Below are 13,104 nucleotides of genomic sequence, written 5' to 3' on the forward strand. Positions count from 1 at the left end.
CGCCGTCCGCCCGCTCGGCGCACACCCCGCTGGGGCATGGGCGTACGAGGGTGCGGAGCGGCCCGTCCCGGAGCCGGCGGCTCGGGGTACGGACCGTGACGGGGCGCCGGCGGACGCGGGTGTACGGCGTACACCGTCCGGCGGGCCTCGTTACGACGCGACTCCGGGCCGCCATCGCATGCCGTTGACCTGACCGGGCTCGGAGCCGATCACGTACCGGACCCGCCGCCCGAGCACGCGCCGGGCCGGGGCGCGGCAGCCGCGAGGGCGGCAGCCGCGCGCCAGGGGCGCGTGCGCCGTCGGCACTCCGGCCGGGCCGGAGCCCGGTCGGGTGCGGACGGAGGGGCGGTCGTGGGCCATGGGTGCGGTCAGCTCCGCCCGTGACGCAGGGCGGGGTGGGCGCCGGCGGCGACGAGGTCGGCCACGGCCGCCTTCGGGTCGCGGCCGGTGACCAGGGACTCCCCGACGAGGACGGCGTCCGCGCCCTCGTTCGCGTAGGCGATCAGGTCGTGCGGCCCGCGGATGCCGGACTCGGCGACCTTGACGATGTGGGCCGGGATCTCGCCGACGATCCGCTCGAAGGTGGAGCGGTCGACCTTGAGGTCCTTCAGGTTGCGGGCGTTGACGCCGATGATCTTGGCGCCCGCCGCGACCGCACGCTCGATCTCCTCCTCGTCGTGGACCTCGACGAGCGGGGTGAGGCCGATGGACTCGGCCCGCTCGATGAGGGAGACGAGGGCCTCCTGCTCCAGGGCCGCGACGATCAGCAGCACGAGGTCGGCGCCGTAGGCGCGGGCCTCCCACAGCTGGTACGCCGTGACGATGAAGTCCTTGCGCAGGATCGGGATGTCCACGCGGGCGCGGACGGCCTCCAGGTCGGCCAGCGAGCCGCCGAAACGACGCTGCTCGGTGAGGACGGAGATGACCGCCGCACCGCCCGCTTCGTAGTCGGCTGCGAGCCCGGCCGGATCGGCGATGGCGGCGAGCGCACCCTTGGAGGGGCTGGAGCGCTTGACCTCGCAGATCACCTTGACGCTGTCGCCGCGCAGGGCAGCGACGCCGTCCTTGGCCTGGGGCGCCTTGGCGGCACGCTCCTTGAGCTCGTCGAGGCTCACGCGCGCCTGCCGTTCGGCAAGGTCTTCGCGGACCCCTTCGATGATCTCGTCGAGCACACTCACGCGAGCGGCCCCCTTCCGGGTCGATGACGGTCGGCAGCCTTGCAGACACGTACAACTGCAAGGTCAGCAGTTCAAATGGTATCCGCAGGACGACTCGCCCTCCGCACGCGGTTGACGGCGTCCCATTAAATGGACATCCGGAATCTTTACGTCAGCTATACCTCAGGGCGCCAGGAAGGAGCCCATGGGCAGGTTCCGGACAACGGAGAAGACCAGGGCCACCGCACCGATCGCCCACCAGCACAGCGGCCGTACGGCGAACCTCGGGCCCGACGCCCCCCGATAGGCGCGAACCAGCCACAGGATCATGACTCCGGCGAAGACGAAGTAGCCGGCGACCGCCAGGGCATTTGCCCCGATTGCGGTCACGAGATCGCCATGGGCGAACGCGTGCGCGCTGCGCAGCCCGCCGCAGCCGGGGCACAGGACCCCGGTCAGCCGGAACAGCGGGCAGACCGGGTAGTGGCCGGGCTCGTTCGGGTCCACGGTCCCCACGTACGCCAGGGCCGCGGTGGCCGCGGCCAGCGTGAGCGCCGGACGCGCCAGCCGGCCGGCCCGGGACACGGGCGCGGGAGGCGGCGCGAGGCCGGTCGTTCCAGAGGAGGCGTCCACCCGCTGATTCTCTCCGCTCATGACAAAAGGCGCAGCCCGACAGGGCCGCGCCTTTCGAAAACCCGCCTGTCGGCTACTGCCCGGTCAGGTCCGTCAGACCTTCGCGGCGACGCGGTTCGCGGCGATGACCTCGGCGAGGTCCTGGTGCGCGGACTTCGGCGCACCCATGCCCGCGGCCTTCATGGCCATGCCGACAACACCGCCGATGGCGACGACGACGAGGCCCGCCCAGAAGCCCAACGGGTTCGCCAGCACCATGAAGGCGCCGGAGATGGCGAAACCGATGAAGGCGATGATGACACCGGTCCAGGCGGCCGGGGTGTGTCCGTGGCTAGTGCCCGCCATGAGTTGCTCCTCGTACTCGGGTGTGCTCTGTCGCACGCCGCACGTGCTGTGCAGAACGTTCGATGGTCATTGTCCCGTACCAGGCCGCGGCCTCGTTCACGGGGTCCGGTCCGGACCGGTGGGGTCCTCGCCGCGGTCCAGAGCCTTCCACAGGTCCTCCGGACGGTCCGGGTCCACCACGGCCGCCTTGCGGGGCCGCGGGCTGCCGTCACGCTCGTAGCGGCCGCCCATCGCGGGCCAGGCGCTCCCGAAGCGCAGCGCGAGCAGTCCGGCCAGCAGGATCAGCGCCCCGCCGGCGGCCGTCACGTAGGGCCAGGCCGTATGGGTCAGGCCCGCCACGTGGGCCGCGGTGTCGGCCGTCGTACGCGCCGCCTCCTCGTCCAGGGCGCGGCGGCCGTCCGCGTTGACCAGGGCGGCCGCCCCCGCGCCCAGTCCGCTCAGCGCGAGCAGCGCCGAGACCAGCAGCCGGCTGCGGCCGCGGACGGCGAAGACGGCGACCAGGGCGGCGAGCCCGACGATGGCCAGGGCGGCGGGCAGGCCGGTGACGGCCCGCCCGTCGGCGGTCACCGGCAGCGTGCCGCCGCCGATGGCGGCGACGCCCCGGGCCCAGACGCGGCCGGAGGCGAGCAGGACGACGGTGGCGCCGAGCGCGCCGAGCAGCAGCGCGACGGCCACGCTGCGGCGGCCGCCGCGGCCCGAGGGGGCCTCGGGCTCGGCGACGGCACCGGCGGGTTCGGTTCGGGGCGGGGGTACGGCACTCACGTACCCCACTATCCCCTACGCGCTCAGGCGCCGTGGAGGCGGTTCGCCGCTGCCACCGCGCGGAGCACCGCGGCGGCCTTGTTGCGGCACTCCGCGTCCTCCAGCTCGGGCACCGAGTCGGCGACGACACCGGCCCCGGCCTGCACGTACGCCTTCCCGTCGCGCAGCAGCGCGGTGCGGATGGCGATGGCGGTGTCCGAGTCCCCGGCGAAGTCGAGGTAGCCGACGCAGCCGCCGTAGAGCCCGCGGCGGGTGGGCTCCAGTTCCTCGATGATCTGCATGGCGCGCGGCTTGGGCGCGCCGGACAGGGTGCCGGCCGGGAAGCAGGCGGTGAGCACGTCGAAGGCGGTCCTGCCCTCGGCGACGCGGCCGGTGACGGTGGAGACGATGTGCATGACGTGCGAGTACCGCTCGATGCTCATGAAGTCGACGACCTCCACCGATCCCGGCTCGCAGACCCGGCCGAGGTCGTTGCGGCCGAGGTCGACGAGCATGAGGTGCTCGGCGCGCTCCTTGGGGTCGGCCAGCAGCTCGTCGGCGAGCTCGTTGTCCTGCTGCGGGGTGGCGCCGCGGTGCCGGGTGCCGGCGATGGGGTGGACCATGGCCCGCCCGTCCTCGACCTTGACCAGCGCCTCGGGGCTGGACCCGACGACGTCGAAGCCGTTCTCGAAGCGGAAGAGGTACATGTACGGCGACGGGTTCGTGGCCCGCAGCACGCGGTAGACGTCGAGCGCGGAGGCGCTGCACGGGGTCTCGAACCGCTGCGAGGGCACCACCTGGAAGGCCTCGCCGGCCCGGATCCGCTCCTTCACGTCCTCCACGGCGTCCTGGTACTTCCGGCCGCCCCACAGGGCCGAGTACTCCGGCAGCTCGGAGGCGGGCAGCGGCATCGGCGCGTACGGGGCGGGCCGCGCGAGGTCGGCCTCCATCGCGTCGAGGCGGGCCACGGCGTCCGCGTACGCCTCGTCCACGCCCGCGGCGAGGTCGTTGTGGTTGATGGCGTTGGCGATGAGCTGGACGGTGCCGTCCCAGTGGTCCAGGACCGCCAGGTCGGAGGTGAGCAGCATCGTCAGCTCGGGCAGCTGCAGGTCGTCCTCGGTGTGCTCGCCGATGCGCTCCAGCCGGCGCACGATGTCGTAGCCGAGGTAGCCGACCATGCCGCCGGTGAAGGGCGGCATCCCGGAGGCCAGGTCCCGGGGGGTGTGCAGGGCCTCCACGGTCTGCCGCAGGGCCTCCAGCGGGTCGCCGGAGGTCGGGACGCCGACGGGCGGGGTGCCGATCCAGTGGGCCTCGCCGTCCCGGACGGTGAGGGTGGAGGCGCTGCGGACGCCGACGAAGGAGTAGCGCGACCAGGAGCGGCCGTTCTCGGCGGACTCCAGGAGGAACGTCCCGGGGCGTTCTGCGGCCAGCTTGCGGTAGAGCCCGACGGGCGTGTCACCGTCCGCCAGCAGCTTGCGGCTGACGGGGATGACGCGGCGGTCGGCCGCGAGCTTGCGGAACGTCTCAAGATCCATGGCGTGGGACCCTACTCGTGATCGGCTTCGGCTATTCGGCTTCGGCAGTGGGGCCGGAGGGACCGGCCAGGGGCAGGACGTCGGCATCGAAACACGTCCGGGCACCGGTGTGGCAGGCCGCCCCGACCTGGTCCACCTGGACGAGCACGGTGTCCGCGTCGCAGTCGAGCGCGACGGACTTCACGTGCTGGAAGTGGCCGGAAGTGTCCCCCTTCACCCAGTACTCCTGGCGGCTGCGCGACCAGTACGTGCAGCGGCCGGTGGTCAGGGTGCGGTGCAGGGCCTCGTCGTCCATCCAGCCGAGCATGAGCACCTCACCGGTGTCGTACTGCTGGGCGATGGCCGGGACCAGACCGTCCGCGGACCGCTTGAGGCGGGCGGCGATGGCGGGATCGAGGGAGGACGTACTCATGGGAGCCATTGTGCCGGGCCGCGGGGACGATCAAGTCTCCGTGTCCGCCTGATGGGCAGGCACCGGGCGGCTTCCAGCCGTAGGCTGGCCCGCATGTCTACCCATGCGAAGCGTGAACGACTGCTGCTGGCCGACCTGTTGGAGTCGGCGGGCCCGGAGGCGCCGACGCTGTGCGACGGCTGGCGGACACGGGAGCTCGCCGCGCACGTGGTGGTCCGGGAGCGTCGCCCGGACGCGGCGGGCGGACTGCTCCTGAACGTGCTGAAGGCCCGCCTGGACAAGGCGATGGAGGAGTACGGAGCCAAGCCGTACGAGGAACTCATCCAGTTGATCCGGACCGGCCCGCCGAAGCTGTCCCCCTACTCGCTGAAGCAGATCGACGAGCTGGCGAACGCGGTGGAGTTCTACGTCCACGCCGAGGACGTCCGCCGGGCCCAGCCGGACTGGTCCCCGCGCCCCCTGGACCCGGTCTTCTCCGACTCCCTCTGGTCCCGCTTGGAGAAGCTGTCCCGCCTGACGGGCCGGCGCTCCCCGGTGGGCCTGGTGCTGCGCCGCCCGAACGGCCAGACGGCGGTGGCGCACAAGGGTGCGCCGGTGGTGACGGTCACGGGCGAGCCCGGGGAGCTGACCCTGTTCTGCTTCGGCCGCCAGGACGCTGCCGCGGTGGAACTGGACGGCCCGAAGGAGGCCGTCGCCCAGCTCACCCGAGCACAGCTCGGCATCTAGCCGCGGCGGCCCGGCTGGGCCCTGCGGGGCAAGGTCCCCTACCCACCCTTCCACCGTTCCCCGGGGCTGCGCCCCGGACCCCCTGGGGCTCCGCCCCAGACCCCGCGCCTCAAACGCCGGCGAGGCTGGATGGGCCTCCGCCGCCGGATGGCGCCGCCTCCGGCGAAACTCCAGCCCCTCCGGCGCTTGAGGAGCGGGGGTCCGGGGGCTGGCCCCCGGCAACGGCGCCGCACGCGGCAAGGGTCCGGGGCGCAGCCCCGGGGAACGGGCGAAGGGTGGGTAGGGGACACCGCCCCCGCAGGGCCCACCGAGCCGCACCCGCCCACCGGCCGCGCGCCGGGACGGCAGGGGCGACAGCCCCGACCGGCCACCGCCGGACGGAGTCCGGCGCAGCGCCGCGAAGCCCGCGCAGCGGTGCGAGCGACGCGTCAAGAAGGGGCCCGGCGCAGCGCCGCGAAGCCCGGGAGGCCCGCAAGGGCCGAGCGGTGCGAGGGGCGCGTCAGAAAAAGGAACGGCTCAGGCCAGGGCCAGTTCCGCGCGGCGGACCGCGGGGGCCGAGGTGCCCACTATGGCCCCGGCCATGGAGACCGCCGCCCCCGCCAGGAAGACCGGGGTCACGCCCCAGAGATCGGCGGCGAGGCCGAAGGCGGGATAGGCCAGCGGGGCCAGCCCGACCGCCGTGAAGGCCATGACGGAGCTGACCCGCCCCAGGTACGAGGGATCCGTGGCCGTCTGGATGAGGGCGATGGCCAGGCCGCCGCAGATCCCGCAGACGAGCCCCGTCAGCACGGCCAGCGCCACGGCGACCGGCAGGCTCGGGGCCAGGACCAGACCGCCGATGCCGGCCGAGCCGACGATCAGGGTGAGGTTCTGGACCGCCCCGGCCCGGGGGAACCTCGGGATCAGGGTGAGGACCAGCGCGCTCGACGCCGCACCCGCGCCCATCCCGCCGATGATCCAGCCGACCCCGCCCGGCCCCCAGCCGCGCTCCTCGGAGACGAGGATCAGCCCCAGCGTCATCGGCGCGGACGTGCCGAGCTGGCTCAGCGCCCCCGACAGCATCAGGGGTCCGATCAGCCCGTGCCGCCGGATGTAGCCGAGCCCCGAGCGGAGCTGCCGCCAAGGGCTCTCGGGGGCGTCGGAGGAAGCCGTCGCCACCGCACCGGGTGCCGGCGCCGGGAGGGGAGCGATCCGTACCGCCATCAGCAGCACCAGCGAGACCCCGAACAGCACCGAGGCCACCGCGAAGGCGGACGCCGGCCCGCCCAGCCCCATCGCCAGCCCCGCCACCGGCGGCCCGGCGGTGTGCCCGACGCGTTCCGCGAGGCTGCGCATCCCCTGGACCCGTACCAGCTGCCCGGGCGCCGCGATCCGCGGCGGCAGTGCCCCGACGGCCGGCATGAACAGCGCGTCCACGATGCCGAAGACGAGCGCGACCAGCACCAGCACCCACAGGCCCGGGGAGCCGAGGGCGAGGACGAGCGCCAGCGTCAGGACGACGGCGCACCGCACCGCGTCGGAGGAGATGACCACCAGCCGGGGCCCGAAGCGGTCGGCGACCACCCCGCCGCCCAGCAAGAGCAGCGCCCTCGGTATCGCGCCGACCGCCATGACCAGGCCGACCTCGGCCGGGCCGGCCGTCCGGGCGGCCGCCCAGCCGAGGGCGAGGAAGTAGACCCCGTCCCCGACGAGGGAGGCCCCGTAGGCGGCCAGCCAGCGCAGGACGTTGCCGTCCCGCCACACGTTCCCGTTCACGACCGGCCCCCCACGGGCGAAGCGAACCTCAGCGGACCGGGTGGCCCGCTTCCCTCAGTGCGTCCTTGACCTGCCCGATGCGCAGGTCGCCGAAGTGGAACACGGACGCCGCGAGCACCGCGTCGGCGCCCGCCGCGATCGCCGGCGGGAAGTGCGCGAGCTTGCCCGCGCCGCCCGAGGCGATCACCGGGACCGTGACGTGCTTGCGCACGGCCGCGATCATCTCGGTGTCGTAGCCGTCCTTGGTACCGTCCGCGTCCATCGAGTTCAACAGGATTTCCCCGGCGCCCAGCTCGGCCGCCCGGTGCGCCCACTCGACGGCGTCGATGCCGGCGCTCTGCCGGCCGCCGTGGGTGGTGACCTCGAAGGAGCCGGAGGCCGTGCGGCGCGCGTCGACGGACAGGACGAGCACCTGCCGGCCGAACCGCTCGGCGATCTCCTGGATGAGCTCGGGCCGGGCGATGGCGGCGGTGTTCACGCCGACCTTGTCGGCGCCGGCCCGCAGCAGCTTGTCCACGTCGTCGGCGGTGCGGACGCCGCCGCCGACGGTCAGCGGGATGAAGACCTGCTCGGCGGTGCGGCGCACCACGTCGTAGGTGGTCTCGCGGTTCCCGGAGGACGCGGTGATGTCGAGGAAGGTCAGCTCGTCGGCGCCTTCGGCGTCGTAGAGCTTGGCCATCTCGACGGGGTCGCCCGCGTCGCGCAGGTTCTGGAAGTTGACGCCCTTGACCACGCGGCCGTTGTCCACGTCCAGGCAGGGGATCACCCGTACGGCGAGGCTCATGCGGAGCCCTCCCCGACGGGGCCGAAGGCCTCGACCTCCACCTCGACGACCATGCTCGGGTCCACGAACCCGTTGACGATGAGCAGCGTCGAGGCGGGGCGGACCTTGTCGAAGAGCTCGCTGTGGGCGCGGCCGACCTCGTCCACGTCGCGGGCGTGCGTGAGGTACATGCGGGTGCGGACCACGTGCTCGGGGCCGAGACCGGCCTGCTCCAGGGCGGCGAAGGCCACGGAGAAGGCCTTCTTCGCCTGGTCGTACGGGCCGCCCGCGTCGGCCCCGGTGCAGCCGGAGACCAGGACGAGGCCGTTCGGGAGCTGGACGGCGCGGGAGTAGCCGAGGACGTCCTCGTAGGGGCCGCCGGAGGAGATGCGGCGGACGGCGGAGCTGTTCTCTGACGTCATGCGGAGACCACCTTCAGGGCTTCTTCGAGCGTGAACGCCTTGGCGTACAGGGCCTTGCCCACGATGGCGCCCTCGACCCCGGCGCCGACGAGCCCGGCGAGGGCGCGCAGGTCGTCGAGGGAGGAGATGCCGCCGGAGGCGACGACGGGCCGGTCGGTGGCGGCGCAGACGTTCGTCAGCAGCTCCAGGTTGGGGCCGGTGAGGGTGCCGTCCTTGCCGATGTCGGTGACGACGTACCGGGCGCAGCCCTCGGAGTCCAGGCGCGCGAGGGTCTCGTAGAGGTCCCCGCCCTCGCTGGTCCAGCCGCGGCCCTTGAGCGTGGTGCCGCGTACGTCGAGGCCCACGGCGATCTTGTCGCCGTGCTCGGCGATGGCCTTGGCGGCCCACTCGGGGGTCTCCAGGGCGGCGGTGCCGAGGTTGACGCGGGTGCAGCCGGTGGCGAGGGCCGCGGCGAGCGTGGCGTCGTCGCGGATGCCGCCGGACAGTTCGACCTTGATGTCCATGGCGCCGGTGATCTCGGCGACGAGCGCCCGGTTGTCACCGGTGCCGAAGGCGGCGTCCAGGTCGACCAGGTGCAGCCATTCGGCGCCGGCCGACTGCCAGGCCAGGGCGGCCTGGAGCGGGGAGCCGTAGGAGGTCTCGCTGCCGGACACGCCGTGCACGAGGCGGACGGCCTGGCCGTCGCGGACGTCGACGGCGGGGAGCAGTTCGAGCTTCTTCGACGTCGTCATCACAGGGTCTCGATCCAGTTGGTGAGGAGCTGGGCGCCGGCGTCGCCGGACTTCTCGGGGTGGAACTGGGTGGCCCACAGGGCCCCGTTCTCCACCGCCGCGACGAACTTCTCGCCGTGCGTGGCCCAGGTGACCTTGGGGGCCTTGATCAGCGGGTTGGTGACTTCCAGCGACCAGTCGTGGGCCGCGTAGGAGTGCACGAAGTAGAAGCGGGCGTCCTCGTCCAGGCCGGCGAAGGCCTGGCTGTCGGCCGGCGCGTCCACGGTGTTCCAGCCCATGTGGGGGACGATCGGGGCCTGGAGCGGGCCGACCGTGCCGGGCCACTCGTCGAGTCCCTCGGTCTCCACGCCGTGCTCGATGCCGCGCTCGAAGAGGATCTGCATGCCGACGCAGATGCCCATGACCGGGCGGCCGCCGGACAGCCGGCGGCCGATGATCCAGTCGCCGCGCGCGTCCTTGAGCCCCTGCATGCAGGCGGAGAAGGCGCCGACGCCGGGGACGAGGAGTCCGTCGGCGTCCATGGCCTTGCCGTAGTCGCGGGTGATCTCCACGTCCGCGCCGGCGCGCGCGAGGGCGCGCTCGGCGGAGCGGACGTTGCCGAAGCCGTAGTCGAAGACCACGACCTTCTTGGTGGGGGCCAAAGCGCTCACTCCCAAATTCCCTGGATCCGCAGCACTCCGGCGACCAGGCACATCACGGAGGCGAGGCCGAGCAGGACGACGACGGAGGTGGAGATGTCCTGCTTCTTGAAGGAATACGCTCCACCGGCCAGGAAGAGGCCGAGGAAGATCAGGATCGTGTTGAGCCCGTTCACGCTAGAGGGCGCCCTTCGTGGAGGGCAGGATCCCGGCGGCGCGCGGGTCGAACTCGGCGGCGTAGCGCAGGGCCCGGGCCAGCGCCTTGAACTGGCACTCCACGATGTGGTGGGCGTTGCGGCCGTAGGGCACGTGGATGTGCAGGGCGATCTGGGCCTGCGCGACGAAGGACTCGAAGATGTGCCGGGTCATCGTCGTGTCGTACGTGCCGATCATCGGCGCCATGTTCTCGGGCTCGGTGTGCACGAGGTAGGGGCGGCCGGACAGGTCGACGGTCACCTGGGCGAGGGACTCGTCGAGCGGCACGGTGCAGTTGCCGAAGCGGTAGATGCCGACCTTGTCGCCGAGGGCCTGCTTGAAGGCGGCGCCGAGCGCGAGGGCGCTGTCCTCGATGGTGTGGTGGCTGTCGATGTGCAGGTCGCCCTCGGTCTTGACCGTGAGGTCGAAGAGGCCGTGGCGGCCGAGCTGGTCGAGCATGTGGTCGTAGAAGCCCACGCCCGTCGAGACGTCGACCTTGCCCGTGCCGTCGAGGTTTATCTCGACGAGGACCGAGGTCTCCTTCGTGGTCCGTTCGACCCGTCCGATGCGGCTCATGCGTGCTGCTCCTTCTTCAGTGCGCGAACCGCTTCCAGGAACGCGTCGTTCTCGGCCGGGGTGCCCGCGGTGACCCGCAGCCATCCCGGTACGCCGTTGTCCCGGACCAGGACACCCTGGTCGAGGATCTTCTGCCAGGCGGTGTGGGAGTTCTCGAACCGGCCGAACTGTACGAAGTTCGAGTCGGAGTCGGTGACCTCGAAGCCGATCCCCCGCAGCTCGGTGACCAGGCGGTCCCGCTCGGCCTTGAGCTGCTCGACGTAGCCGAGCAGGGTGTCGGTGAACTCCAGGGCGGCCAGCGCGGTCGCCTGGGTGACGGCCGACAGGTGGTACGGCAGGCGTACGAGCTGTACGGCGTCGACCACGGCCGGGTGCGCGGCCAGGTAGCCGAGGCGCAGCCCGGCGGCGCCGAAGGCCTTGGACATGGTCCGGGAGACCACCAGGTTCGGGCGGCCCTCGATCAGCGGCAGCAGCGAGTCCCGGTGGCTGAACTCCACGTAGGCCTCGTCGACGATGACGAGGGACGGCTTGGCCGCCTGCGCGGCCTCGTAGAGGGCCAGGACGGTCTCGGCCCCGACGGCGGTGCCCGTGGGGTTGTTGGGCGAGGTGATGAAGACGACGTCGGGGGCGTGCTCGGCGATCGCCTGTTCGGCCGCCTCCACGTCGATGGTGAAGTCCTCGTTGCGCGGGCCGGAGATCCAGTCGGTCCCGGTGCCGCGCGCGATCAGCGCGTGCATCGAGTACGAGGGCTCGAAGCCGATCGCGGAGCGGCCGGGTCCGCCGAAGGTCTGCAGCAGCTGCTGGAGGACCTCGTTGGAGCCGTTGGCGGCCCATACGTTCTCCCGCGCGACCGGGTGCTTGCCGGTACGGGTGAGGTAGGCGGCGAGCTCGGTGCGCAGCTCGACCGCGTCCCGGTCGGGGTACCGGTTGAGGGTGCGGGCGGCCTCGGCGACCCGCTCGGCGATCCGCGCGACGAGCTGCTCGGGCAGACCGTACGGGTTCTCGTTGGTGTTGAGCTGGACGGGCACGTCCAGCTGCGGGGCGCCGTACGGGGTCTTGCCGCGCAGCTCGTCGCGGATGGGGAGGTCGTCGATGCCGATGACGGCCGTGCCCTCCGTGCTGTCGGTCGTGCCGGTCATGCCTGCGGAACCTTCCACCCGAATCGTGCCTTCAGAGCCGCGCCGTGCGCGGGCAGGTCCTCGGCCTCGGCGAGGGTCACCACGTGGTGGGTGACCTCGGCGAGGGCGTCGCGCGTGTAGTCGACGATGTGGATGCCGCGCAGGAAGGACTGCACGGACAGGCCCGAGGAGTGGCAGGCGCAGCCGCCGGTGGGCAGCACGTGGTTGGAGCCGGCGCAGTAGTCGCCGAGCGAGACCGGGGACCACGGGCCGACGAAGATCGCGCCGGCGTTGCGCACGCGGGCGGCCCAGGCGGCCGCGTCGGCGGTCTGGATCTCCAGGTGCTCGGCGCCGTACGCGTCGACGACCTTGAGGCCGTCCTCCAGGCTGTCGACCAGCACGATCGCGGACTGGCGGCCGGCCAGCGCGGGCTTGATCCGGTCCTCGACGTGCTTGGTGGCCGCGACCTGCGGCTCCAGTTCCTTCTCGACGGCGGCCGCGAGCTCCTCGGAGTCCGTCACCAGGACGGCGGCGGCCAGCGGGTCGTGCTCGGCCTGGCTGATCAGGTCGGCGGCGACGTGCACCGGGTCGGCCGTGGAGTCCGCGAGGACCGCGATCTCGGTCGGGCCGGCCTCGGTGTCGATGCCGATCCTTCCGGTGAAGTAGCGCTTGGCGGCGGCGACCCAGATGTTGCCGGGGCCGGTCACCATGTTGGCGGGCGGGCACTCTTCCGTCCCGTACGCGAACATCGCGACGGCCTGGGCGCCTCCCGCGGCGTACACCTCGTCCACGCCGAGCAGCGCGCAGGCGGCCAGGATCGTCGGGTGCGGCAGGCCCCCGAACTCCTTCTGCGGCGGGGAGGCGAGCGCGATGGACCCGACGCCGGCCTCCTGGGCCGGGACGACGTTCATGACGACGGAGGACGGGTACACCGAGCGGCCGCCCGGGGCGTACAGCCCCACGCGCTCGACGGGAACCCACTTCTCGGTCACCGTTCCGCCGGGGACCACCTGGGTGGTGTGCTCGGTGCGGCGCTGGGTGCGGTGCACGATCCGGGCGCGCCGGATCGACTCCTCCAGGGCGGCGCGGACGGCCGGGTCGAGCTGCTCCAGAGCGGTCGTGAGCGCCTCGGCGGGCACCCTGACCTGCTCGAGCTCGACCCCGTCGAACTTCTGCGCGTACTCGATCAGCGCCGCCGTCCCACGATGGTGGACGTCCTCGCAGATGGGCCGCACCTTCTCCAGGGCGGCTTCTACGTCGAACTCGGCACGGGGCAGCAGATCGCGCAGGGCGCCACCCTCGGGGAGGGTGTCGCCGCGCAGGTCGATACGAGAGATCACCTGGCAATTCTCTCAGA

General features: G+C 72.7%; 17 protein-coding genes. 1 reads left to right on the forward strand and 16 read right to left on the reverse strand.

Annotated elements, in window-relative coordinates:
- Window positions 1–150: 150 nt before the first annotated feature.
- The 7 genes from trpM to hisI all read right to left on the reverse strand — a co-directional run bounded on the left by trpM (window position 151) and on the right by hisI (window position 4,832).
- Complete coding sequence (gene trpM, locus ACZ60J_RS14020) at window positions 151–360, reverse strand: tryptophan biosynthesis modulator TrpM (RefSeq protein WP_469681741.1); 210 nt, start codon at window positions 358–360, stop codon at window positions 151–153.
- Between the two features lie 8 nt (window positions 361–368).
- Window positions 369–1,178, reverse strand: coding sequence for an indole-3-glycerol phosphate synthase TrpC (gene trpC, locus ACZ60J_RS14025; RefSeq protein WP_250743801.1), 810 nt, complete (start codon window positions 1,176–1,178; stop codon window positions 369–371).
- Window positions 1,179–1,340: 162 nt separating this feature from the next.
- Complete coding sequence (locus tag ACZ60J_RS14030) at window positions 1,341–1,811, reverse strand: DUF2752 domain-containing protein (protein WP_469681743.1); 471 nt, start codon at window positions 1,809–1,811, stop codon at window positions 1,341–1,343.
- A 72-nt stretch (window positions 1,812–1,883) separates the two neighbouring features.
- Window positions 1,884–2,135: an HGxxPAAW family protein gene (locus ACZ60J_RS14035; RefSeq protein WP_469681744.1), complete on the reverse strand. Its 252-nt coding sequence runs from the start codon at window positions 2,133–2,135 to the stop codon at window positions 1,884–1,886.
- Between the two features lie 96 nt (window positions 2,136–2,231).
- On the reverse strand, window positions 2,232–2,906 hold the full coding sequence (locus ACZ60J_RS14040) for a TIGR02234 family membrane protein (protein WP_469681745.1): 675 nt from the start codon (window positions 2,904–2,906) through the stop codon (window positions 2,232–2,234).
- A gap of 14 nt (window positions 2,907–2,920) precedes the next feature.
- Window positions 2,921–4,411 carry an anthranilate synthase component I gene (locus ACZ60J_RS14045; RefSeq protein WP_469681747.1) on the reverse strand — a complete coding sequence of 497 codons (1,491 nt, stop codon included), beginning with the start codon at window positions 4,409–4,411 and terminating at the stop codon, window positions 2,921–2,923.
- Between the two features lie 31 nt (window positions 4,412–4,442).
- Window positions 4,443–4,832 carry a phosphoribosyl-AMP cyclohydrolase gene (gene hisI / locus ACZ60J_RS14050; RefSeq protein ID WP_243330280.1) on the reverse strand — a complete coding sequence of 130 codons (390 nt, stop codon included), beginning with the start codon at window positions 4,830–4,832 and terminating at the stop codon, window positions 4,443–4,445.
- An 84-nt stretch (window positions 4,833–4,916) separates the two neighbouring features.
- On the opposite strand from hisI, the gene ACZ60J_RS14055 reads away from it, so the two are divergent.
- Window positions 4,917–5,549 (forward strand): TIGR03085 family metal-binding protein, encoded by a 633-nt coding sequence (locus tag ACZ60J_RS14055; RefSeq protein WP_469681748.1) that lies wholly within the window; start codon window positions 4,917–4,919, stop codon window positions 5,547–5,549.
- Window positions 5,550–6,065: 516 nt separating this feature from the next.
- On the opposite strand, the gene ACZ60J_RS14060 is transcribed toward ACZ60J_RS14055, so the two are convergent.
- The 9 genes from ACZ60J_RS14060 to hisD are packed head-to-tail and all read right to left on the reverse strand — an operon-like array spanning window position 6,066 to window position 13,087.
- The gene (locus tag ACZ60J_RS14060) at window positions 6,066–7,304 is read right to left on the reverse strand and encodes an MFS transporter (protein ID WP_469681750.1); all 1,239 of its coding nucleotides are present in this window, start codon (window positions 7,302–7,304) and stop codon (window positions 6,066–6,068) included.
- Between the two features lie 28 nt (window positions 7,305–7,332).
- The gene (hisF, locus tag ACZ60J_RS14065) at window positions 7,333–8,088 is read right to left on the reverse strand and encodes an imidazole glycerol phosphate synthase subunit HisF (protein WP_469681752.1); all 756 of its coding nucleotides are present in this window, start codon (window positions 8,086–8,088) and stop codon (window positions 7,333–7,335) included.
- Window positions 8,085–8,489 (reverse strand): RidA family protein, encoded by a 405-nt coding sequence (locus tag ACZ60J_RS14070; RefSeq protein WP_469681753.1) that lies wholly within the window; start codon window positions 8,487–8,489, stop codon window positions 8,085–8,087. The genes hisF and ACZ60J_RS14070 overlap by 4 nt, the downstream gene beginning before the upstream one ends.
- Window positions 8,486–9,220 carry a bifunctional 1-(5-phosphoribosyl)-5-((5-phosphoribosylamino)methylideneamino)imidazole-4-carboxamide isomerase/phosphoribosylanthranilate isomerase PriA gene (priA, locus tag ACZ60J_RS14075; RefSeq protein ID WP_254383600.1) on the reverse strand — a complete coding sequence of 245 codons (735 nt, stop codon included), beginning with the start codon at window positions 9,218–9,220 and terminating at the stop codon, window positions 8,486–8,488. Before priA ends, ACZ60J_RS14070 begins: the two co-directional genes overlap by 4 nt.
- Entirely contained in the window at window positions 9,220–9,861 is a 642-nt protein-coding gene (gene hisH, locus ACZ60J_RS14080) for an imidazole glycerol phosphate synthase subunit HisH (protein ID WP_469682418.1), read from the reverse strand. Before hisH ends, priA begins: the two co-directional genes overlap by 1 nt.
- Before the next feature lie 5 nt (window positions 9,862–9,866).
- Window positions 9,867–10,034, reverse strand: a complete 168-nt coding sequence (locus ACZ60J_RS14085; RefSeq protein ID WP_254383598.1) for a hypothetical protein — start codon at window positions 10,032–10,034, stop codon at window positions 9,867–9,869.
- Window position 10,035: 1 nt separating this feature from the next.
- Window positions 10,036–10,629 carry an imidazoleglycerol-phosphate dehydratase HisB gene (hisB, locus tag ACZ60J_RS14090; RefSeq protein ID WP_031148346.1) on the reverse strand — a complete coding sequence of 198 codons (594 nt, stop codon included), beginning with the start codon at window positions 10,627–10,629 and terminating at the stop codon, window positions 10,036–10,038.
- A complete protein-coding gene (locus ACZ60J_RS14095; RefSeq protein WP_469681755.1) occupies window positions 10,626–11,768 on the reverse strand; it encodes a histidinol-phosphate transaminase in 1,143 nt (380 codons plus the stop codon). Before ACZ60J_RS14095 ends, hisB begins: the two co-directional genes overlap by 4 nt.
- On the reverse strand, window positions 11,765–13,087 hold the full coding sequence (gene hisD, locus ACZ60J_RS14100; protein WP_469681757.1) for a histidinol dehydrogenase: 1,323 nt from the start codon (window positions 13,085–13,087) through the stop codon (window positions 11,765–11,767). Before hisD ends, ACZ60J_RS14095 begins: the two co-directional genes overlap by 4 nt.
- Window positions 13,088–13,104: the final 17 nt, after the last annotated feature.

Source organism: Streptomyces sp. NPDC104226 (genome assembly GCF_055584085.1).

What these genes read in the sequence shown, in the direction of transcription:
- trpM (WP_469681741.1), bottom strand. Translation starts at nt 360, where the DNA reads ATGGCCCACGACCGCCCCTCCGTCCGCACCCGACCGGGCTCCGGCCCG.
- priA (WP_254383600.1), bottom strand. Translation starts at nt 9,220, where the DNA reads ATGACGACGTCGAAGAAGCTCGAACTGCTCCCCGCCGTCGACGTCCGC.
- ACZ60J_RS14070 (WP_469681753.1), bottom strand. Translation starts at nt 8,489, where the DNA reads ATGACGTCAGAGAACAGCTCCGCCGTCCGCCGCATCTCCTCCGGCGGC.
- hisF (WP_469681752.1), bottom strand. Translation starts at nt 8,088, where the DNA reads ATGAGCCTCGCCGTACGGGTGATCCCCTGCCTGGACGTGGACAACGGC.
- ACZ60J_RS14035 (WP_469681744.1), bottom strand. Translation starts at nt 2,135, where the DNA reads ATGGCGGGCACTAGCCACGGACACACCCCGGCCGCCTGGACCGGTGTC.
- hisI (WP_243330280.1), bottom strand. Translation starts at nt 4,832, where the DNA reads ATGGCTCCCATGAGTACGTCCTCCCTCGATCCCGCCATCGCCGCCCGC.
- ACZ60J_RS14055 (WP_469681748.1), top strand. Translation starts at nt 4,917, where the DNA reads ATGTCTACCCATGCGAAGCGTGAACGACTGCTGCTGGCCGACCTGTTG.
- hisB (WP_031148346.1), bottom strand. Translation starts at nt 10,629, where the DNA reads ATGAGCCGCATCGGACGGGTCGAACGGACCACGAAGGAGACCTCGGTC.
- ACZ60J_RS14030 (WP_469681743.1), bottom strand. Translation starts at nt 1,811, where the DNA reads ATGAGCGGAGAGAATCAGCGGGTGGACGCCTCCTCTGGAACGACCGGC.
- ACZ60J_RS14095 (WP_469681755.1), bottom strand. Translation starts at nt 11,768, where the DNA reads ATGACCGGCACGACCGACAGCACGGAGGGCACGGCCGTCATCGGCATC.
- ACZ60J_RS14045 (WP_469681747.1), bottom strand. Translation starts at nt 4,411, where the DNA reads ATGGATCTTGAGACGTTCCGCAAGCTCGCGGCCGACCGCCGCGTCATC.